Consider the following 19,250-nt stretch of genomic DNA (forward strand, 5'->3'; position numbering starts at 1 on the left):
CTGCGTGTAGCTTACGGAAAATTCTACTTTTGATCACCGCTGTTTTTCGGGTGGATTACCAATCCTTTTGCGTTAAATTTCCTCAAATTCTCAACACCGATCTTTTGCGAGACTTTTGGATAGTTGATCCCAACAGCACTACAAATTTGACGAACATCGTTGTCCCGCACCTCAAACATGTAAAGATAATGAACGAGCATTGACCTCAGAATCGTCAACGAAATACCACTATCCTCCAAAGACCGTTTAATATCTTTTAAATCTTCGATAGAACCATGCCTTCCCATGTCGAGTTTGACCGAGAGATTGATAAGCTTAGCTGCATTAGTATCCAGCCCACTGGTTATCTCCTCAATAACAGGAACGAGGTTTTTACTACCAACTGCGTTGGATATCTTCTTAATGACACTAAAAGATATGAAAAACAGAATATTAAATAAAACTTTTCTAGCAAAATTTTTTAAATCAGAATCACTAATTGAACCGTCTTCAACACCATCTTTAATCCTGTTTTCTATAATATACAGCACGTTATCTGGATCATCCCTCATGATCTCAAAAATCGACTCGATCGCTCTAAGCGGCGCTTCTATAGCCTCCTGAAGAAGCAATCTTTTTTGGCCTACCTTGAGGGATCCATAGTAATTTTTAGATAGCTGCCCAAGCAACTCAAGAGACTTAAAAGAAAGATTGAATTCAGTAACAAAGTCACTCTTAGAACTAGGCTCATCATCATTTTCGACTTCGTGGTCTGCGGCATCCCTCTCACTCTCCTCTTTATCATCCTTAAGGTCTTCAACACCTTTTCGATACTCTTGTGTATCAACATTTCTGAAGTTGATCATTGGAATGTTATCAACAATGTTCTCAAGGAATTTAGAATTGAGATCCAAGTCAGCTGGAGTAACACCCTCAAAAATCTTCTTAGATTTAGATACTATCTTATCAAGAATATTCTTATCTTTTGAGTGATGAGTAAGGAACATTAATATATCCATGCTCTTCCTCTTTCCGAGGGACTCAATTAATTCATCAACAATTAATATACACTCATCATCAGAGAGATTGTCAGACAAATATTTTGCAATAAAGAAATAATATACATACGGATACTTAAATGCGTAAATATCATCGGTGCATTGGAGGACACGAGCATTTTCAAGAAGCCCAAGACGAGAGCTACAATCAATTTTCAAGCCGTAATCATCGCAAAAATTTCTATTAAATTCCCAAAGACTATCAAAACTATGAGTTAACTTTCCAGACTTGTAATAGAAAAACGAAAGTTCTTTTATATAGTTAAATATCTCATCCAAACTTTCTTTCTTAACGGACGCTGCACCCAGACTACTGGTAATCAGATACTGATAGTAATAACCATAAGAGCTGGTGTTAATATCGGATGCAACACCGTGGTCCATTGATTGAAGCATAGTTAAAAGAAAAAATGGCGTAGACGGAATATAGTTCTTACCAATAATTTTATTGATATGGTTATGGGATGAGTCATTAGCCATTACCAATTCTTTTTTGGACTCAGAACAGTATGATTTCAATCCATTCCACTTATCGATCAACTCATACCTGAGTCGGAATCCAAGCTTCAATAATTGAATTCTAGAGTAATCTTCACTGAAAATTACATCACTTGAAATTTCGTTTTCGCTGAGGTCATAGGTGTCCGAAACCGCAACAACGACACGATCGAAGTGACATTCACAAAATCGCAAGAAGGAAGATAGAGATTTAGCATCACCAGAAACTTGATCAAAGTTGTCTAGAAAAAGAGTTTTCCTAACACTGGAGTCCTGAAGTTTTATGAGATTGAGCCCCTCATACGAATCCTTCAAAGCAGACTCTAATTTCTTTTCATCAAAAGTTCTTGATTTTCTGATACTTACTCCATCCAGAAATATAGATATCTCTCCATTTTCCATTGAATCTCTGCAAAGCTTTTTGAGCAAGCTTGTTTTTCCTGAACACTCTTCTCCTATTAATATTATATTTAGAACACTTTCGTCAGCTAAAAGTTTACTAGATGATTCCCTCGAAATAGTTGAGTTCTTTTTAGCTAAATTTCTAATATTTGGATACACGAACACGTCATCAAGACTCAAGTCGTCTAGATCAGGATGGGTAAAACCCGTACCTAGATCATTGAGAAATCTTAAAAATTTAAGTTTGACCTCGAATCCGCATACTTTTTCAACTCCTGATTGAACAACCTCTTTTAGAGTCTTTTCTTCTTCGCACTCAAACTCATTTCCCGACCAATTCCATCGTTCAATTATTAAGTTCTCATCTTGTCCAACGAGGACTAAAAATCCGTTTTGATCACATTCATTATCGTCAAATGATACGTTTTCGACTAATACATTAGAAAAATCTTCAGCATGTACTCGAAAAGAATCAGAAACGTGCTCATGACCTGTAATGATAATATCTGACGTTTCTCGCAATTTTGCCCTGAGTTGCTTCTGATTATTGGGCTCATACCATGCAAGGGGATGGTGCATTATGCTTATGTTAACTTCAGAATCTTTATTTTTATCAACGATCTTATCAACGGGGAATATTATTTCCCCTCCAACTTCATTTAGCTTGGAGCACCACGCTGTATTTAAAGACCGCACAGACACTGATGGATCGATATCGTATCTCTTTGATAAAACATTCTCTTCTGACGGCGAAGTAGGTGTTACTTTATTTACGAATTCAAAATACTCGAATTGACCCTTCGTGACGTGCTCTATAACTCCGTCATCAACATCATTGACACTAGAATTCAAAAGAATCTCTCTTGTTTTTCCCTTATATGCCGAGAAGTCATGATCGTGATTTCCTGGACTTGTAATTATTGTATGCTCTGTCACCAAATCCAAAAATATCTCTGAGAGCAAATCATATTCTTCCTTTATTCCACTAAATGCTAGGTCACCAGGCACAAGCACTAATGAGGAGCTCTTGCCTTTCGACTTCTTTATTAGCTTAGTTAGTTTTTCAAACTCCCTAAGTTTCTTTATGACCTTTTCGTTATTAGAAGCCTTTAGATGAATATCGCTTACTACAAAAATTACATAGTTTTGCACGTGGTCTCCAGCATTTTTGATCTATTTTACATAGCAATTTATCAGCAAAGCTTTATCTCACTGATTTAAAAGTCATCAATTACGAAGCTTATACTCTTTCTATGCTGACAGAAAATTCTCTAACCTATAAAGTACCATCCATAAAAGAGCTTAGCTGATGAAAAAGTAGAACGCACGTCTAAAACCGCCGAGAAAATAAATCCCTTTGTGCATTTCGATTCCCTCTTATCACGACCGGCAAGGAGCCCGCCTTATCTGCAAAGCGCGATTTTTTGGTTCCAAGGGGGTTGAATTTGGGTTGGGCGGATTGATTTTCCTCAGATTCTATTACCGATGTGGCATTTTGGAGGGTAAACAGAAATTGGACGTACAACTATAATGGGCCGTCAGACATCCAGACAGAACTCTGCCTTGGTTTAGCGGCGTTGGATGATCGTCTTCCACGTAGGGAGGACAACTGCCACAACGATACCTACCGCGAACAAATATTCCAAGTAGAGCACGTCGCCATTCGATTCGTTACCGGGATGCGCAAATACACTGGTCGATATCGCAATCACTGCTGCGCTCAGGCTAAAATTCTTCATCCGGTTGATACCCCTTTCCCCGCTATAGATTAATTATTTATTCTGTGCATTAAGCAGTCTCGGAAAGCCTCTCCAGCCAACGCTCTTGCAACATCCCAGGCTCCACAATAAAGCTGACGATCTTTTCCAGCCCTCCTCCGTCGTAAAGGGTGCTGAACACAGAGTGGCGTTCGCCGCGCATTTTCGTGCTGTCCTGCTTCATCACTTCCAGGGTACGTGTCCGTGTTAGGCGATGTTAGTCTTATCGGTGATCAAAACGTTGGATTTTTTGATGCTGGCACCGCTTTTGCCGAGGATTTCCAAACCTGAGAGAGATTGATTTTTGAAATGGACAAAAAAGCCGCCCGGTTTCCCGAGCGGCTTTCTTGTTGGCTTATTGGTGGTTTTGAAGTGCGTATCAGGCAGCCGCCAAGTACGCCCCCGCAACGGCCAGCAAACCGCCAACACCACGACTAAACCGGCTATCCGCCTTCAGCATCACGCTACCCAATCCACGGCCAACCAGGGTGATCGCCAGCGTAGCGATAGAGAAACCAGCCAGGTAACCGGCGAGTGTCGCGCCTGCAGGCATTTCAGCACCGTGCGCAAAGCCGTGGAACAGCATAAACGCACCAACCAGAGTTCCCCCCACAGCCGTCGGCAGTTTCGCCAATGTGGCAATCAGGATACCGGCGACCAATACCGAAAAAGTAATCCCTGTTTCCACGCCCGGCAGGCTCAGCCCGCCCCAGGCGAGGGTGGCACCGAGAATCATGCCGCCGATCACGAAAGCGGGAGTGGCGTTTTTCATGTGCTTGCTCTGGCGCACACTCCAGAAGCCGATGGCAGCCATGGCAAGCAGGTGGTCCAGGCCCAGCATGGGGTGCAGCAGGCCGCTGGTGATGCCGCCTTCGGCGTGGCCGGAGTGAGCCATAGCGGAGGCGGAAGCAGTCAGCAGCGCGGCAGCGGTGAGGAGTTTAGCTGTGAATTTCATGGTTTTCTCCTGATGGTTCTTAAGTCGTTTGTACTTGATTGGCTCAGGCGGTTTCGGCAAGCTTCTCAGGCCGGCGCTCTGGCAACATGCCCCGCTCCAGAATGAAGCTGATGATCGTCTCCAGCCCTACCCCGTCGTACAGGTTGGTGAACACGAAGGGGCGTTCGCCGCGCATTTTCTTGCTGTCCCGCTCCATCACGTCCAGGGAGGCATGCACCTGTTCGGCGATGTCGATCTTGTTGATGATCAGCAGGTCGGATTTGGTGATGCCGGGGCCGCCTTTGCGGGGGATCTTGTCGCCGGCGGAGACGTCGATCACGTACAGGGTGAGATCGCTCAGTTCCGGGCTGAAGGTGGCGGAGAGGTTGTCGCCGCCGGATTCCACCAGAACCAGTTCCAGGTTCGGGTGGCGGTTTTGCAGGTCGTCGATGGCCGCGAGGTTCATGGAGGCGTCCTCGCGGATGGCGGTGTGAGGGCAGCCGCCGGTTTCCACGCCGAGGATGCGGTCTGCGGCCAGGGCTTCGTGGCGCAGGAGGAAGTCGGCGTCTTCCCGGGTGTAGATGTCGTTGGTCACCACGGCGATGTCGTAGTGGTCCCGCAGGGCTTTGCATAACTGGCGCAGCAGGGCGGTTTTGCCGGAACCAACCGGGCCACCCACTCCAACTCTCAGACAATGTGTCATGGCAGATCTCCTCAATTGTTATTCAGCTTCTGAAAAGCCGTGAATACTGTGTTTCGTGCAGGGCACTTCCGAGCGCCAGTCCCGGCAGGATGGGCCCGAGTTCGTGGTCGTTTCGTTCCAGGGCCGTGTCTACCGCCACCGCCAGTTGCGGCCGCAGCCGTTCGATAATGCGCTGTGCGGCGGTATGGCCCAGGGGCAAAGCCTTGCAGGCGACGGCAAGCTGGTTTTCCAGCCAGGCCCAGGCAAAGCCGAGCAGCGTCTGTCGAACCGGCACAAAGCGTTTGTGTGCGGCCCAGGCGAACATGGTGATGTAGCCGGGCTCTTCCGGAATCAGGTGTGGCTCGGGCAGCAGTTCCAGGTTGCGCAAAAGAGTGACTAGAGCGCCGCCGAGGCGGGTGTCTTCATCGCTCAGTTCGGCGGTTTCCCGGGTGGCGTGCAGCCAGTCGTTCCACTTTGCCAGCGCAATGGCATCACCTTCGGCCCAGGCGGTCTGCAGGCGCACCAGCAGGGGCAGTTCGCAGCGGCTGAGGCCATCTTCCAGCACGCCTTCAATCCACTGGGCCAGTTCGGCTTCGTTGTTCACCCAACCCAGCTCAAAGGCGCTTTCCAGGCCCTGGGACCAGGCGAAGGCGCCGATGGGCAGTGCGGGGCTGACCAGTTGCATCAGGCCCAGCAGTGCGAGATCGTCCACCTGCGGGGTGGCGGCCTCAGTGGGTGTGTTTGTGACTGTGGCCATGGCTGTGCCCGTGGTCGTGATCGTGTGAATGGCTGTGGCCGTGCCCATGAGAATGGCCAGCCTGGGAGTAGGCGCCGGGCTCGGGGTCAAATGGAGCGGTGTGGTGCACCACGGTGGCGCCCAGGCGCTCGGCCAGCTCTTCCAGTACGTGATCCGGTGGGAAGCGCACGAAGCTGCCCTGCTCGTCTTCGCCAATGGCCAGAGTCACGTGGCGGTTGCCCAGGTGGTAGCACAGGCGGGCCAGCGGCTGGCCAGACTTGATGCGGGCCGTCACTACCTGCTCTTCGGCGGCGCGTATGCGCACGATTTCGCCGGTTTTGGCCTGCAGCAGGTCGCCGTCCCGTAGCACCGGGCCGCGATCCAGGAACAGGCCCACGTCCACGTTGGTTTCGGTGGTGGCGCGCAGCCGGCCACGGATACGCAGCTCGTAAGGCAGGATCAGGTTGTCCAGAATCTCGCTGGTATCGATGCCGGTGGATTTCACGTCACCGATGCGTTCAATCAGTTCCAACATAAAAATGTCCTCTTATCTCCGGCTCAGAACAGCCTTGAGCTGTATTGACTAAAAGAGATGGTAGCGCTGGGCCAGAGGCAGCTCGGTGGCCGGCTCACAGGTGAGCAGTTCGCCATCGGCATGCACTTCGTAGGTTTGCGGGTCCACGGTGATGTGCGGGCACGCGTCGTTCAGTTTCATGTCGCCCTTGCGCACCTCACGCACGCCCTTGCAGGCGGACAATGGGCTGTCCAGGCCGAGCTCTTTGCCAACACCGGCATCAATCGCGGCCTGGCTCACAAAGCTCAGGCGGGTGGCACTGGCGGCCTTGCCGAAGGCGCCGAACATCGGCCGGTAATGCACCGGCTGGGGCGTGGGGATCGAGGCATTCGGGTCGCCCATGGGCGCGGCGGCAATCATGCCGCCCTTGAGGATGGTCGCGGGCTTTACACCGAAGAACGCCGGGTTCCAGAGCACCAGGTCCGCCAGCTTGCCCACTTCCACCGAGCCCACTTCATGGGCGATGCCATGGGTGATGGCCGGGTTAATGGTGTACTTGGCGATGTAGCGTCTGGCGCGCAGGTTGTCGGCGCCACGGTCTTCGTCTTCCGGCAGCAGGCCGCGCTGCTGTTTCATCTTGTGGGCGGTCTGCCAGGTGCGGCAAACCACTTCACCCACCCGGCCCATGGCCTGGGAATCGGAAGCAATCATGGAGATCACGCCCATGTCCTGCAGGATGTCCTCGGCGGCGATGGTCTCGCGGCGGATGCGGGAGTCTGCAAAGGCGACGTCTTCCGGGATGTTCGGGTCCAGGTGGTGGCACACCATCAGCATGTCCAGGTGTTCGTCGATGGTGTTCACGGTGTAGGGCCGTGTCGGGTTGGTAGACGATGGCAACACGTAATCCTTGGAGCAGGCGGTGATGATGTCCGGTGCGTGGCCGCCGCCGGCGCCTTCGGTGTGGTAGGTATGGATGCAGCGCCCCTTGAACGCGGCCAGGGTGTCTTCCACAAAGCCGGATTCGTTCAGGGTGTCGGTGTGGATCGCCACCTGCACGTCGTATTTGTCCGCCACAGTGAGGCAGTTGTCGATGCTGGCCGGAGTGGTGCCCCAGTCTTCATGCAGCTTCAGGCCAATGGCGCCGGCCTGGATCTGCAGTTCCAGGGATTCCGGCAGGGAGGCGTTGCCCTTGCCCAGGAAGCCGATGTTCATGGGCAGGGAATCCACCGCCTGGAGCATCTTGCCAATGTGCCAGGGGCCCGGTGTGCAGGTGGTGGCGTTGGTGCCCGTGGCCGGGCCGGTGCCGCCACCGAGCATGGTGGTGATACCGCTCATCAGGGCCTCTTCCACCTGCTGGGGGCAGATGAAGTGGATGTGGGCGTCGATGCCGCCCGCGGTGAGGATCTTGCCCTCACCGGCGATGATTTCGGTTCCAGGGCCGATGACGATGGTCACGTCTGGCTGGGTATCCGGGTTGCCAGCCTTGCCAATGGCGGCGATGCGGCCTTTCTGGATGCCCACGTCGGCTTTGACGATGCCCCACCAGTCGAGAATCAGGGCGTTGGTGATCACGGTGTCCATCACCGCCGCATCGGCACGCTGGCTCTGGCCCATGCCGTCGCGGATAACCTTGCCGCCGCCGAACTTTACTTCGTCGCCGTAGTGGGCGGCGTCGCTTTCCACTTCAATCCACAGGTCGGTGTCACCGAGCCTGACCCGGTCGCCGGTGGTTGGGCCGTACATGTCGGCGTAGGCTTGTCGGGTAATTTTCATTTCTGGCCCTCCAGTTTGCCCATGACTTCCTGCCGGAAACCATAGATTTCACGGCCGCCCGCAAACGGGATCAGCGTCACTTCGCGGCTCTGGCCGGGTTCGAAGCGGATGGCGGTGCCGGCCGCCACATCCAGGCGGTAGCCACGGGCCTTGGCGCGGTCGAAATCCAGGGCCGGGTTGGCTTCGGCAAAGTGGTAGTGAGAGCCGATCTGGATCGGGCGGTCGCCGGTATTGGCCACGTCTATCTGGATGCGCTCACGGCCTTCGCAGAGTTCGATGTCGCCGTCTTTGAGCTGGTATTCACCGGGGATCATGGCGTCTGCTCCTTAGACAATCGGGTTGTGGACAGTGACGAGCTTGGTGCCATCGGGGAAGGTGGCTTCCACCTGCACTTCGTCGACCATTTCGGCGATGCCGTCCATCACGTCATCACGGGTGAGGACTTCGGTGCCGGCGGTCATGAGCTCGGCCACGGTACGGCCTTCGCGGGCGCCTTCCATGATTTCGGCGCTGATCAGGGCCACGGCTTCCGGATAGTTGAGCTTCAGGCCTTTGGCTTTGCGGCGCTCGGCCAGAAGGGCTGCGGTGAACAGCAGCAGTTTGTCTTTGTCTCTTGGCGTTAATTCCATCGTTGTTTGCTCCGTTGATCGCGTCGCATTCTGCTTGTTATTCAGGTCAGCCAGATTCGGGGAATGCTGGCTGGCTGGCCGGTAAGTCTTGGCCGGATGAGTTCCCAGGCTTGCTGGCACAGGGCCCAGGCTTCGTTTCGTTCCTGCCCCAGGTAGCGCAGCAGCACCACACCCCGGCGGCGCGTCACCGCCCAGCGGTGGCTTTCCGGCAGGGCTTCCCTGAGTTCTTCAATGGCGCCGGCTTCGTCATCCAGGCCGACCACCCAGAGAGTGGCCTGCACGGTGGCGCCGCCCTGGCCCCAGTGGCCTTTGAACCGGGCGTGGTCCGGTTCCATAAGCTGGCGTTCCAGCCATAAGGGGCGGCCGTCCATCAGCAGGCGGAATTTCTGCTCCAGGTGGCCCGACAAAAACGGCAGTTTGCTGGCCGGGCGACCGAGGGCGAGGATTTCCCAGCCGATGCATCGGGCGCCGGCTTCCAGTTCGATGGTGGTGGTCTGTTCGCCCCGGGAGCCATCAAACGCCAGGGTTTCCTGGGGCAGGTATTCGAGAATGCCGCCCTGCTCCACCTTCAACCGGGTGTGCTGGGCCCAGGCGACACCGTGGCTGTCGGCCTTGTAGAGCTTGGCCGCCGCTGGCGTGGTTAGCAGGGTGTGTGAGTCTTTACCTACGCGAGCCTCGATGCTGAGGGCATCGCCACTCACCAAGCCGCCCGGCGGATGCAGCAGGTACACGTGGCAGCAGCCATGGCGGCCTTCCGGGTAAAACGGACGTTGCACCCGCAACGGGCCTTTATGGCGTACATGGGTCATCCGGGTGGCGGTGTTGCTGCCATCCGGCCGGGCGTCGAAGCCCAGGGCAATGGACGCGGCCCAGTGCCGACCGGCGTCGAAACGATGGCCGGAGTCGTGGGCGGGTTCGATGCGTTCAAAAACCGTCATACCGTCAGGTGCTTCTTGATGAGTTCATCGGTCAGGCCGGCGATTTCGTCTTCTGCCACCCGGCGACCCCGGTCGAGGATGGCAAACCGGTCGGCGTATTTGCGGGCGAACGGTAGCTTCTGTTCCACGAGCAGCACGGTGAGGCCGTCTTCCTCAATCAGCCTGCGGATAACCTCGCCAATCTGGGCGACGATGTTGGGCTGGATGCCCTCGCCCGGTTCGTCGAGGATCAGCAGGCGCGGTTCGATCACCAGGGCACGGCCGATGGCCAGTTGTTGCTGCTGGCCGCCGGAGAGGTCACCGCCGCGGCGGTGACGCATTTCTTTCAGCACCGGGAACAGCTCGTACACCCGCTCGGGGATTTTCTTGCTGCCGTCCTTTCGCACGGCCAGGCCGGTGCGCAGGTTTTCTTCCACGGTCAGCAGCGGAAAGATCTGCCGCCCCTGGGGCACGTAGCCAATGCCCAGCCGGGAGCGGTCTTCCACTTTCTTTTTAGTGAGTTCCACGTCGCCGGCAAATTCGATGCTGCCATTCTTGGTGGTTTCCTCACCCATGATGCATTTCATCAGGGTGGTCTTGCCCACGCCGTTGCGGCCCATCACGCAGGTGCACTGGCCCTGGGGCACGTCGAGGTCCAGATCCCAGAGGGTGTGGCTTTCGCCATAGAACTGGTTGAGCTTTTCAATCTTCAGCATCACGCCTCCTCCCCGAGATACACCTTGATCACTTCCGGATCGTTGGAGACCTGATCCATGGAGCCCTCGGCCAGCACGCTACCCTGGTGCAGCACGGTCACCTTGCGGGCGATGGAGCGCACGAAGCCCATATCGTGCTCCACCACGACCACCGACTGTTTGCCGGCGAGGCTGGTGAGCAGTTCGGCGGTGCGTTCCATTTCCTGCTCGGTCATGCCCGCTACCGGTTCGTCCACCAGAAGCAGCCGGGGTTTCTGCATCAGCAACATGCCGATTTCCAGCCACTGCTTCTGGCCGTGGGAGAGGATGCCGGCGAGGCGGTCGCGCAGGGATTCCAGGCCGATCATCTCCAGCACTTCGTCGATGCGGTCACGGTATTCGGCTTTCATGATGGCGGTGAGCGTGGGGAACACCCGCTTGTCCGTCGCCATGGCCAGCTCCAGGTTTTCGAACACGGTGAGCGCTTCGAACACCGTGGGTTTCTGGAACTTGCGGCCGATGCCCAGGCTGGCGATGTCCGGCTCGTTCATGGTGAGCAGGTTGTGGCGGCTGCCAAACCACACCGAGCCGGTGTCCGGCCGGGTTTTACCGGTGATGATGTCCATCATGGTGGTTTTACCCGCCCCGTTGGGGCCGATGATGCAGCGCAGCTCGCCGTCGTCGATGGTGAGGTTGAGGTTGTTGATGGCCTTGAAGCCGTCAAAGCTTACGTTCACGTCTTCCAGGTACAGGATTGGCCCGTGGCGCACGTCCACCGGGGACTGCACCTGGGTCAGAAACTCGAACACATGCTCGCGGTCGGTCAGCTCCTGAAAAAAGCTCATACAGCCGCCTCCTGCGCGGTGGGGGTATCGTCATCTTCCCTGGCTTTCCGGCGCTTCTGCAGCAGCCCGGCAATGCCCTTGGGCAGGAACACGGTCACCAGCACAAACAGGCCGCCGAGGGCGAACAGCCAGGCGTCCGGCATGATGCCGGTGAACACGGTTTTGGCGTAGTTCACCAGGATGGCCCCGATCACCGCGCCGTAGAGGGTTGCCCGGCCACCCAGGGCCACCCACACCACGATCTCGATGGAGAACAGCGGCGAGAATTCGCTGGGGTTGATGATGCCTACCTGAGGCACGTACAGCGCGCCGGCCACACCCGCCAGCATGGCGGAGACCACGAAGACAAACAGCTGCACCCGCTCCACCCGGTAACCCAGGAAGCGGGTACGGGCCTCGGCATCCCGGCAGGCGACACTCACCCGGCCCAGCTTGCTGGTCACAATGCCCCGGCAAATCACGTAGCCGATGGCCAGGGCGATACCGGTGGCAATGAACAGCCCGAGGCGGGTGGCGTCGGTGCGCAGGTTAAAGCCAAGGATGTCCTTGAAGTCGGTGAGGCCGTTGTTGCCGCCAAAGCCCATCTCGTTGCGGAAGAAGGCCAGCATCAGGGCGAAGGTCAGCGCCTGGGTGATGATGGAGAGGTACACCCCGGTCACCCGTGAGCGGAACGCCAGGAAACCGAACACCAGCGCCAGCAGGCCCGGGGCCAGCAGCACCATGATGAAGGCAAACCAGGCCATGTCGAACCCGTGCCAGAACCAGGGCAGCTCCTGCCAGTTCAGGAACACCATGAAGTCCGGCAGGATCGGGTCGCCATACACGCCGCGATCACCAATCTGGCGCATCAGGTACATGCCCATGGCATAGCCGCCGAGGGCAAAGAAGGCGCCATGGCCCAGGCTGAGGATACCGAGATAGCCCCATACCAGGTCCACCGCCACCGCCAGCAGGGCGTAGCAGAGGTATTTGCCAAGCAGCGTGACGGTAAAGGCGCTCACGTGCAGGGCGCTGTCCTGGGGCATGAACAGGTGAAGAAAGGTCACCAGCACCACGGCCGAGAACAGCACGCCGAGAAAGATCTGGGTTGAACGTTCCTGTAAGGGTCTTGTTAACCACATAACTTAACCCTCCGCTGCCCGGCCTTTCTGGGGGAAGAGCCCCTTCGGCCGTTTCTGGATGAACAGGATGATGAACACCAACACGATGATCTTGGCGAGCACGGCACCGGCCCAGGGTTCGAGCAGCTGGTTGATGGTGCCCAGGGAAAGCCCGGCGATGAGCGTGCCCCAGAGGTTACCGACGCCGCCGAACACCACTACCATGAACGAATCGATGATGTAGTTCTGGCCCAGGTTCGGGCCCACGTTGGTGAGCTGGGAGAGCGCCACCCCGGCCAGGCCGGCCACGCCGGAGCCCAGGGCAAAGGTCATGATGTCTACCCGGGTGGCGCGGATACCCATGGAGCGGGCCATGGCACGGTTCTGGGTAACAGCACGCACTTCCAGGCCCAGGCGGGTCTTGCGCATGATCAGCATCAGCCCGGCGAACACGATCAGCGCAAAGGCCAACACGTAGAGGCGGTTCAGGGTCAGCGAGAGCGCGTCGTTGATCACCAGGGAGCCGCTCATCCAGTCCGGCGTTACCACGGTGCGGTTTTGCGGAGAGATCACCGTGCGCACCAGCTGCTGCAGGATCAGGCTGATACCGAAGGTGGCCAGCAGGGTTTCCAGCGGCCGGCCTTTGAGGTACTGGATTACGCTTCGCTCAATGATGATGCCGGCGGTGGCCGCCACCATGAAGCCGGCGGGAATCGACAGAATCAGCGCCAGCCCGGGTTGGCCGGGGAAGAGTTGTTGCATGCCCCAGGTGGTGTAGGCGCCCAGCATGATCAGTTCGCCGTGGGCCATGTTGATCACACCCATCACGCCAAAGGTGATGGCCAGGCCAATGGCGGCAAGCACCAGAACAGAGCCGAGGGAAAGGCCGAAATACAGGGTCTCGGCGGCGCGGTTCAGTTGGAGTTTCTGTTCAATGCTTTCGAGGGCCTTGGCGGCACGTTGAGCCAGCGCCTCGTTGTCACCGCGAACGGCTTCGTTCAAAGCGGCGCGGGCCCGGGGATGCAGGCTGCCGGCGAGCACGTCCACGGCCTCCAGGTTGCCCTCGCCCACCCGGTAGATGGCCAGGGCTTCTTCAATGCGGTTGCGTACAGCCGCGTCTTCTTCTTTCGCCAGCTGAGCCTCAAGCGGCTCGACCAGGGAAGCATCCACTTTGCCCATCATGTCCTGCGCGGAGGCTTCGCGCACATCCGGGTCTTTGGCATTCAGGTCCAGCATGGCCAGTATGCCTTCAAGCTGGCCCCGTATGCGGTTATTGATGGCGACTCTGTCCAGCTCACGGCGGGACATTTCACCCATATTCTCTCCGGTCAGCGGATCGGCAATTTCCCAGTCCCTGCCCCGGTTGTTCAGTACCAGTACAACCTGCCCGGTGTCTTTTACCCGGCTCAGGCGGTTATTTCCGTAGGCTTCGAGCCAGCCCCTGGCTCTTTCATCACCACTGCTGACGATGGCGTTCACCGCCTCTTCCACTTTACTGGCCGGCGCCTCTGCGAGATTGATCAGCAGAGCCTTGCCAGGATCGTCTTCCTGCGCCGTTGCAGGCAGCGATAGCAGGGAAAACAGGGCGATAAGCAGCAATGTGGGCGATCGGCAGATGCTCATGAGAGTGTCCTGTCTGTTTCAAGCGTGTTGCGGGGCAACAACCGGAGGCTTAACTACCCCCGGCTGTCGATGGTGCTTTACCGTCTGAGCCTTACTCGGCTTCAGCGGCCATTTCGCCCGCAGACGCGCCACAGGTGCCGGTTGCGGTGTTGAACGTGCCGCAGAACAACGGCTTGCGCCAATCTGCAATCATGTCCCGCGAACCAGGCAGGTAGTCAGACCAGGCATCGCCCGCGACCAGACCAGAGGTTTCCCAAACCACAGAAAACTGGCCGTTGTCCTGGATCTCGCCGATCAGCACCGGCTTGGTGATGTGGTGGTTGGGCATCATGGCGGCGTAGCCACCGGTGAGGTTGGGCACGGTCACACCGATGATGGCGTCTTTTACCGCATCAACATCTGTGGTGCCGGCCTTCTTGACCGCTTCCACATACATGTTGAAGCCGATGTAGTGCGCTTCCATCGGGTCGTTGGTGACCGCTTCATCATTGCCGGTGTGCTCAATCCACTGGTCGATGAAGTCGTAGTTGGCGTCGTTGTCCACGCTCATGAAGTAGTTCCACGCAGCCAGGTGGCCAACCAGCGGGCCGGTGTCGATACCGGAGAGTTCCTGCTCACCCACGGAGAAGGCAACAACCGGGATGTCGGAGGCCGCGATGCCCTGGTTACCCAGTTCACGGTAGAAGGGCACGTTGGCGTCGCCATTGATGGTGGAGACCACGGCGGTCTTCTTGCCGGCGGAACCAAAACGCTTGATATCAGACACGATGTTCTGCCAGTCGGAGTGACCGAAAGGCGTGTAGTTGATCATGATGTCTTCCTTGGCCACACCCATGTCCATCAGGTAGGTCTCAAGGATCTTGTTGGTGGTGCGCGGGTAGACGTAGTCGGTACCTGCCAGAACCCAGCGCTCCACGCCGATTTCGTTCATCAGATAGTTAACCGCAGGAATCGCCTGCTGGTTGGGCGCAGCGCCGGTGTAGAAGACGTTTTCGGAGGATTCCTCACCCTCGTACTGAACCGGGTAAAACAGAAGGCCGTTCAGCTCTTCCACCACCGGCAGTACGGATTTACGGGAAACCGAGGTCCAGTTACCGAAAATCACGTCGACTTCTTCCTGGGCCAGAAGCTCGCGGGCTTTTTCAGCAAACAGCGGCCAGTTGGAGGCCGGGTCTACAACAACCGCTTCCATCTGACGACCGAGCACACCGCCCTTGGCGTTCTGTTGTTCGATCAGCATTTCAACGGTGTCTTTCAGAACGGTTTCACTGATGGCCATGGTGCCGGACAGTGAGTGCAGGATGCCCACCTTGATGGGATCTTCCGCTGCAACGGAGTTAAAAGAGATGGAGAGAGCGAGCGCAGAGAGGCCAAGTTTCACGTGTTTTTTGAGGTTCATTTCAGGCGTCCTTTTCTTGGTTGGGTATGCAGTTCGTCTTCAAACGCAGCAGGGCCTTTGCATCTGCTGTTCCATAACCCTTATATCTCCATTAAAAACAGAGGCTTATCTAGTATACAAGGCAAACCAGAGGCATCCGCGCTCCTGAATACGCCTCCGGAGTGCAGCATTCTTGAGCGTTTTTGGTGCGGCCGCACCTGATATGGGCAGACCTGAACCGTCTTGTGCCTCAAAAATACTCATAACCTTATGTTTTCTGCTCACTATCAAGAAAAATTGGCAAATGGCACAAGCATTGCCATTCCACATGTATACAAGTTGATTACGCACATGAGGATGACCAATGCCTTCAATGCTCGGATGGACCATCAGGGACTGGCAGACTGCTTATAAAGAGGGCGCTACGCCCGAGTCATTGCTGGGTGAGTTACTGACCGGCCTGGACAAAAAAGACGTCGCCTGGATTTCGCTTCTGGACCAGAAAGGCCTGGATGAGGCCCTTGCCGGGCTGAAACAGAAACTCCAGGACGCCGGCGAAGAGATCGACAAGCTGCCGCTCTACGGCATTCCCTTCGCCGCGAAAGACAATATTGATGCGGCAGGATTTGAGACAACGGCAGCCTGCCCGGCCTTTGCCTATACCCCGGAAGAAGACGCCACCACCGTGGCCAGACTCAAGGCCGCCGGCGCCATCGTCATCGGCAAAACCAACCTGGACCAGTTCGCAACCGGCCTGGTGGGCACCCGCTCTCCCTATGGCTCCGTGCCCAACAGCTTCAAACCGGACGTGGTGAGCGGCGGCTCCAGCTCCGGTTCGGCTTCTGTGGTTGCAAGAGGTCTGGTGCCTTTTGCCCTGGGTACCGACACCGCCGGTTCCGGCCGGGTGCCTGCCGGGCTGAATAATCTGGTGGGGCTGAAACCGACCAAAGGGCTCTTCAGCATTCGCGGCGTGGTACCGGCCTGTCGTTCACTGGATTGCGTGTCCATTTTTGCGCTGACCGTGAATGACGCCGGCCTGGTCTCGGATACCATGGCGGGCTTCGATGCCGCCGATGCATTTTCCCGCAAGCCTCCCTATGCGCTGCCTCTGGATGGGCCAGCCCTTCGGCGGCCCGGCCCCATCCAACGACTGGCGATTCCCGACCACCCGCAATGGTTTGGTGATCAGAAGGCAGAAGCGGCCTGGAATACCGCCGTCAGCCAGTGGCGACAACAGAATGTGGAACTGGTGCCGCTGGATTTCAGCCCCATGCTGGAACTGGCTGCACTGCTCTACGAAGGCCCCTGGGTGGCTGAACGCCACGCGGCGGTGGAATCGTTCATGGCCAGCCACGGCGATGATATGAACCCGGTGGTCAAAGGCATTATCAGCAAGGCCGGGAATTTCAGCGCCACGGATACCTTCAAGGCCCAGTACCGCAAGGAAGAGCTGCAGCGCCAGATCGATGAACTGTTAGCCGATGTGGATGCCCTGCTGGTGCCCACGGCTCCGACGGCTCCCACCATCGAAGCGGTAAATGCGGACCCGGTTGCACTCAACAGCCAACTCGGCACCTACACCAATTTCGTGAACCTGGCCGACATGAGTGCGCTCGCGATTCCTGCCGGTTTCCGGGACGACGGCCTGCCCTTTGGCGTTACCCTGATAACTGGTGCCTGGAAAGACACGGAGCTGCAACGCCTGGCGTGCCAGTGGCTGAATGCCCACCCGACCCCTTTGGGCGCTACAGGCAACGACCGCCCCGAAGAAGCCCCCGGGGCCGCCATTTCGACACCCACCATCAAGGTGGCCGTTGTTGGTGCCCACCTCAGTGGTATGCCCCTGAACACCCAGCTCAGTGAGCGCTACGCGGTTCTGCTTGAGCAAACCACAACGTCTGCCAACTACCGGCTGTTCGCCCTACCAAACACCACACCGCCGAAGCCCGGGCTGAAACGGGCGGCCCCTGGCGAAGGCAGGGAAATCATTGTGGAAGTCTGGGAAATGCCCGCCTCGGCCTTTGGCTCCTTTGTGGACCTGATTCCTGCGCCTCTGGGCATAGGCAACGTCGAGCTGGCTGATGGCCGGTGGGTAAACGGTTTTGTTTGTGAGGGCTACGGCTTCGAGGGCGCAGAGGATGTAACAGAGTTCGGTGGCTGGCGCGCCTATATCGCCTCCAGAGCCTGACCAAGCCGGGGCAATCTGGCGCTCCACGAGGGGAAACGGTGCCAATGGCAAACCCTAGACGAAAAGAGTCCGTAGCCGACAGGGTCTATGAGGCCCTGAAAGAGGACATCTTCGAGTTCCGCCTGATCCCCGGCGACCGATTCAGCGAGGGGGATGTCGGAACCCGCCTGAACGCCAGCCGGACACCGGTGCGGGAAGCACTGTACCGCTTGCAGCGGGAGGGCCATGTGGAGGTGCTGTTCCGCAGTGGCTGGCAGGTAAAGCCATTCGATTTCCAGCAGGTGGAGGAACTCTATGACCTGCGCATCACTCTCGAACGGGCGGCCGTGCACAAAATCTGCAACCTGCCTGAAGAGCCTGCAGCACTGCGAACCCTGGTAGCCCTCTGGAACCCGGACCATCCATCCGAGCGCGCGGTGGGCAGCACCGTCAGAATGCTGGACGAGAGCTTTCACTGCGATCTGGTGGCCGCTGCCGGAAACCGGGAGATGACACGAATTCATCGTGAGATCACCGACAGGCTGAGGATTGTGCGGCGCCTGGACTTCAGCCGGGACGAGCGTATTGATGCCACTTACGTGGAGCATGCCGCGATTCTGGAGGCACTGCGCAACGGGCAGGCAAGCGAGGCGGCGGATCGTCTCACCCGTCATATCCGTGCCAGCCAGAAGGCCGTGCGGGAAATCACCATGGAGCGAATCCGCGAGGCGGCTGCTGCCCACCGCAGTGAGCAATAAATTGCCTCTCAGGCCCCGGAAATACTGAACCCAGGTTCATAATTGAACCCGCCGAAACGCTTACAGATCCGTAAGATATATCGCACAAACCATGGAGCGATTCTCCGATAGGTAGGAATTCGATCCAAAGTAGAATGGTTAGTGTCAGGGATGACAAGCCAGCAAGGAACGTTGGCTCAAGGATGAGAACTCCAGGGAAGAGCCCTCCGCGGCTCGGGAGTTGCCCGAAGGATCAGGGCTTACAGGGATGATCACAGGGAAGACGCGCTCAGGATGAGTCGCACGCCTGAGGGAACAGGCAGGGGTCAGCCACGGAATCGGGGATCACAAGGAATGTGGTCCCGTCCGTGCACTCCCCGTACCCACAGACATTTCTGCTCTCTTCTTTACATTTCGCTTCTGCTGCTTTGCGCCCTGGCACAAAACCAAAAAACGCAACACAGCTTCAGGAGCTCGTATCTATGAAACGCACACCGCTTTTCGCAACACTCGTTCTGCTGTTCAGCCTGGTTACCGGTTTTGCCTACGCCCAGGACGCCGCTATCAATATCAACACGGCCGATGTGGCTACCCTCGCCAGCCTGAACGGCATTGGCCAGAGCAAGGCCGAAGCCATCGTTGCCTATCGCGAAGCGAATGGTCCTTTTGCAGTTACCGCAGACCTGGCAAATGTGAAGGGCATTGGCGAACGTACCATCGAGAAAAATGCCGCTCGCCTCACCGTGAAGTAATACCCCGGGCAGTGGCGCGCTGCCGCTGCCCTTCCTCTTTCTGAATCCCTTTCCTCCCTCTTTCCGGCTACCCA

Annotated in this window: 18 protein-coding genes; 3 read left to right on the top strand and 15 right to left on the bottom strand. The window is 56.5% G+C overall.

The features are described 5' to 3' along the window. Nucleotides 1-23: 23 nt before the first annotated feature. From AC5JQH_RS05410 to urtA, 15 genes are all read right to left on the bottom strand, one after another. Nucleotides 24-3,089, bottom strand: a complete 3,066-nt coding sequence (locus AC5JQH_RS05410; RefSeq protein ID WP_493805368.1) for an anti-phage protein — start codon at nucleotides 3,087-3,089, stop codon at nucleotides 24-26. 636 nt (nucleotides 3,090-3,725) lie between these two features. Next, nucleotides 3,726-3,857 (bottom strand): hypothetical protein, encoded by a 132-nt coding sequence (locus AC5JQH_RS05415; RefSeq protein WP_493805369.1) that lies wholly within the window; start codon nucleotides 3,855-3,857, stop codon nucleotides 3,726-3,728. A 216-nt stretch (nucleotides 3,858-4,073) separates the two neighbouring features. Then, nucleotides 4,074-4,649 carry a HupE/UreJ family protein gene (locus AC5JQH_RS05420; protein WP_493805370.1) on the bottom strand — a complete coding sequence of 192 codons (576 nt, stop codon included), beginning with the start codon at nucleotides 4,647-4,649 and terminating at the stop codon, nucleotides 4,074-4,076. A 43-nt stretch (nucleotides 4,650-4,692) separates the two neighbouring features. Next, a complete protein-coding gene (ureG, locus tag AC5JQH_RS05425; RefSeq protein ID WP_041645525.1) occupies nucleotides 4,693-5,331 on the bottom strand; it encodes an urease accessory protein UreG in 639 nt (212 codons plus the stop codon). Between the two features lie 22 nt (nucleotides 5,332-5,353). Further along, a complete protein-coding gene (locus tag AC5JQH_RS05430) occupies nucleotides 5,354-6,067 on the bottom strand; it encodes an urease accessory protein UreF (protein ID WP_493805371.1) in 714 nt (237 codons plus the stop codon). After that, nucleotides 6,039-6,581: an urease accessory protein UreE gene (gene ureE / locus AC5JQH_RS05435; protein WP_493805372.1), complete on the bottom strand. Its 543-nt coding sequence runs from the start codon at nucleotides 6,579-6,581 to the stop codon at nucleotides 6,039-6,041. Before ureE ends, AC5JQH_RS05430 begins: the two co-directional genes overlap by 29 nt. A gap of 48 nt (nucleotides 6,582-6,629) precedes the next feature. After that, entirely contained in the window at nucleotides 6,630-8,333 is a 1,704-nt protein-coding gene (gene ureC, locus AC5JQH_RS05440; protein WP_493805373.1) for an urease subunit alpha, read from the bottom strand. Beyond that, nucleotides 8,330-8,647 carry an urease subunit beta gene (locus AC5JQH_RS05445; protein WP_008175206.1) on the bottom strand — a complete coding sequence of 106 codons (318 nt, stop codon included), beginning with the start codon at nucleotides 8,645-8,647 and terminating at the stop codon, nucleotides 8,330-8,332. The genes ureC and AC5JQH_RS05445 overlap by 4 nt, the downstream gene beginning before the upstream one ends. 12 nt (nucleotides 8,648-8,659) lie before the next feature. Next, nucleotides 8,660-8,962, bottom strand: a complete 303-nt coding sequence (gene ureA, locus AC5JQH_RS05450; protein ID WP_008175208.1) for an urease subunit gamma — start codon at nucleotides 8,960-8,962, stop codon at nucleotides 8,660-8,662. 41 nt (nucleotides 8,963-9,003) lie between these two features. Further along, a complete protein-coding gene (locus tag AC5JQH_RS05455; RefSeq protein ID WP_493805374.1) occupies nucleotides 9,004-9,900 on the bottom strand; it encodes an urease accessory protein UreD in 897 nt (298 codons plus the stop codon). Beyond that, the gene (gene urtE / locus AC5JQH_RS05460) at nucleotides 9,897-10,595 is read right to left on the bottom strand and encodes an urea ABC transporter ATP-binding subunit UrtE (RefSeq protein WP_493805375.1); all 699 of its coding nucleotides are present in this window, start codon (nucleotides 10,593-10,595) and stop codon (nucleotides 9,897-9,899) included. Before urtE ends, AC5JQH_RS05455 begins: the two co-directional genes overlap by 4 nt. Then, a complete protein-coding gene (urtD, locus tag AC5JQH_RS05465; RefSeq protein ID WP_062781285.1) occupies nucleotides 10,595-11,419 on the bottom strand; it encodes an urea ABC transporter ATP-binding protein UrtD in 825 nt (274 codons plus the stop codon). Before urtD ends, urtE begins: the two co-directional genes overlap by 1 nt. Next, on the bottom strand, nucleotides 11,416-12,540 hold the full coding sequence (urtC, locus tag AC5JQH_RS05470; protein WP_493805376.1) for an urea ABC transporter permease subunit UrtC: 1,125 nt from the start codon (nucleotides 12,538-12,540) through the stop codon (nucleotides 11,416-11,418). The genes urtD and urtC overlap by 4 nt, the downstream gene beginning before the upstream one ends. Nucleotides 12,541-12,543: 3 nt before the next feature. Next, the gene (gene urtB / locus AC5JQH_RS05475; protein ID WP_273044521.1) at nucleotides 12,544-14,142 is read right to left on the bottom strand and encodes an urea ABC transporter permease subunit UrtB; all 1,599 of its coding nucleotides are present in this window, start codon (nucleotides 14,140-14,142) and stop codon (nucleotides 12,544-12,546) included. 91 nt (nucleotides 14,143-14,233) lie between these two features. After that, on the bottom strand, nucleotides 14,234-15,541 hold the full coding sequence (gene urtA, locus AC5JQH_RS05480) for an urea ABC transporter substrate-binding protein (protein WP_008175225.1): 1,308 nt from the start codon (nucleotides 15,539-15,541) through the stop codon (nucleotides 14,234-14,236). Nucleotides 15,542-15,893: 352 nt separating this feature from the next. Here urtA and atzF point away from each other — a divergent pair, with 352 nt between their 5' ends. The 3 genes from atzF (at nucleotide 15,894) to AC5JQH_RS05495 (ending at nucleotide 19,176) form a co-directional block, all read left to right on the top strand. Beyond that, complete coding sequence (gene atzF / locus AC5JQH_RS05485; protein WP_493805971.1) at nucleotides 15,894-17,708, top strand: allophanate hydrolase; 1,815 nt, start codon at nucleotides 15,894-15,896, stop codon at nucleotides 17,706-17,708. 44 nt (nucleotides 17,709-17,752) lie between these two features. Then, complete coding sequence (locus tag AC5JQH_RS05490; RefSeq protein WP_008175230.1) at nucleotides 17,753-18,445, top strand: GntR family transcriptional regulator; 693 nt, start codon at nucleotides 17,753-17,755, stop codon at nucleotides 18,443-18,445. Between the two features lie 461 nt (nucleotides 18,446-18,906). Continuing rightward, nucleotides 18,907-19,176, top strand: coding sequence for a ComEA family DNA-binding protein (locus AC5JQH_RS05495; protein WP_008175232.1), 270 nt, complete (start codon nucleotides 18,907-18,909; stop codon nucleotides 19,174-19,176). Nucleotides 19,177-19,250 lie beyond the last annotated feature (74 nt).

This window comes from Marinobacter sp. H13, from assembly GCF_059072335.1.

Excerpts from the sequence above, each read along its gene's own strand:
- ureC (WP_493805373.1), bottom strand. The coding sequence starts at position 8,333 with ATGAAAATTACCCGACAAGCCTACGCCGACATGTACGGCCCAACCACC.
- AC5JQH_RS05445 (WP_008175206.1), bottom strand. The coding sequence starts at position 8,647 with ATGATCCCCGGTGAATACCAGCTCAAAGACGGCGACATCGAACTCTGC.
- ureG (WP_041645525.1), bottom strand. The coding sequence starts at position 5,331 with ATGACACATTGTCTGAGAGTTGGAGTGGGTGGCCCGGTTGGTTCCGGC.
- AC5JQH_RS05495 (WP_008175232.1), top strand. The coding sequence starts at position 18,907 with ATGAAACGCACACCGCTTTTCGCAACACTCGTTCTGCTGTTCAGCCTG.
- urtC (WP_493805376.1), bottom strand. The coding sequence starts at position 12,540 with ATGTGGTTAACAAGACCCTTACAGGAACGTTCAACCCAGATCTTTCTC.
- urtB (WP_273044521.1), bottom strand. The coding sequence starts at position 14,142 with ATGAGCATCTGCCGATCGCCCACATTGCTGCTTATCGCCCTGTTTTCC.
- urtD (WP_062781285.1), bottom strand. The coding sequence starts at position 11,419 with ATGAGCTTTTTTCAGGAGCTGACCGACCGCGAGCATGTGTTCGAGTTT.
- AC5JQH_RS05415 (WP_493805369.1), bottom strand. The coding sequence starts at position 3,857 with ATGCGCGGCGAACGCCACTCTGTGTTCAGCACCCTTTACGACGGAGGA.
- AC5JQH_RS05420 (WP_493805370.1), bottom strand. The coding sequence starts at position 4,649 with ATGAAATTCACAGCTAAACTCCTCACCGCTGCCGCGCTGCTGACTGCT.
- AC5JQH_RS05430 (WP_493805371.1), bottom strand. The coding sequence starts at position 6,067 with ATGGCCACAGTCACAAACACACCCACTGAGGCCGCCACCCCGCAGGTG.
- ureA (WP_008175208.1), bottom strand. The coding sequence starts at position 8,962 with ATGGAATTAACGCCAAGAGACAAAGACAAACTGCTGCTGTTCACCGCA.
- urtE (WP_493805375.1), bottom strand. The coding sequence starts at position 10,595 with ATGCTGAAGATTGAAAAGCTCAACCAGTTCTATGGCGAAAGCCACACC.
- ureE (WP_493805372.1), bottom strand. The coding sequence starts at position 6,581 with ATGTTGGAACTGATTGAACGCATCGGTGACGTGAAATCCACCGGCATC.
- atzF (WP_493805971.1), top strand. The coding sequence starts at position 15,894 with ATGCTCGGATGGACCATCAGGGACTGGCAGACTGCTTATAAAGAGGGC.
- AC5JQH_RS05490 (WP_008175230.1), top strand. The coding sequence starts at position 17,753 with ATGGCAAACCCTAGACGAAAAGAGTCCGTAGCCGACAGGGTCTATGAG.
- AC5JQH_RS05455 (WP_493805374.1), bottom strand. The coding sequence starts at position 9,900 with ATGACGGTTTTTGAACGCATCGAACCCGCCCACGACTCCGGCCATCGT.
- urtA (WP_008175225.1), bottom strand. The coding sequence starts at position 15,541 with ATGAACCTCAAAAAACACGTGAAACTTGGCCTCTCTGCGCTCGCTCTC.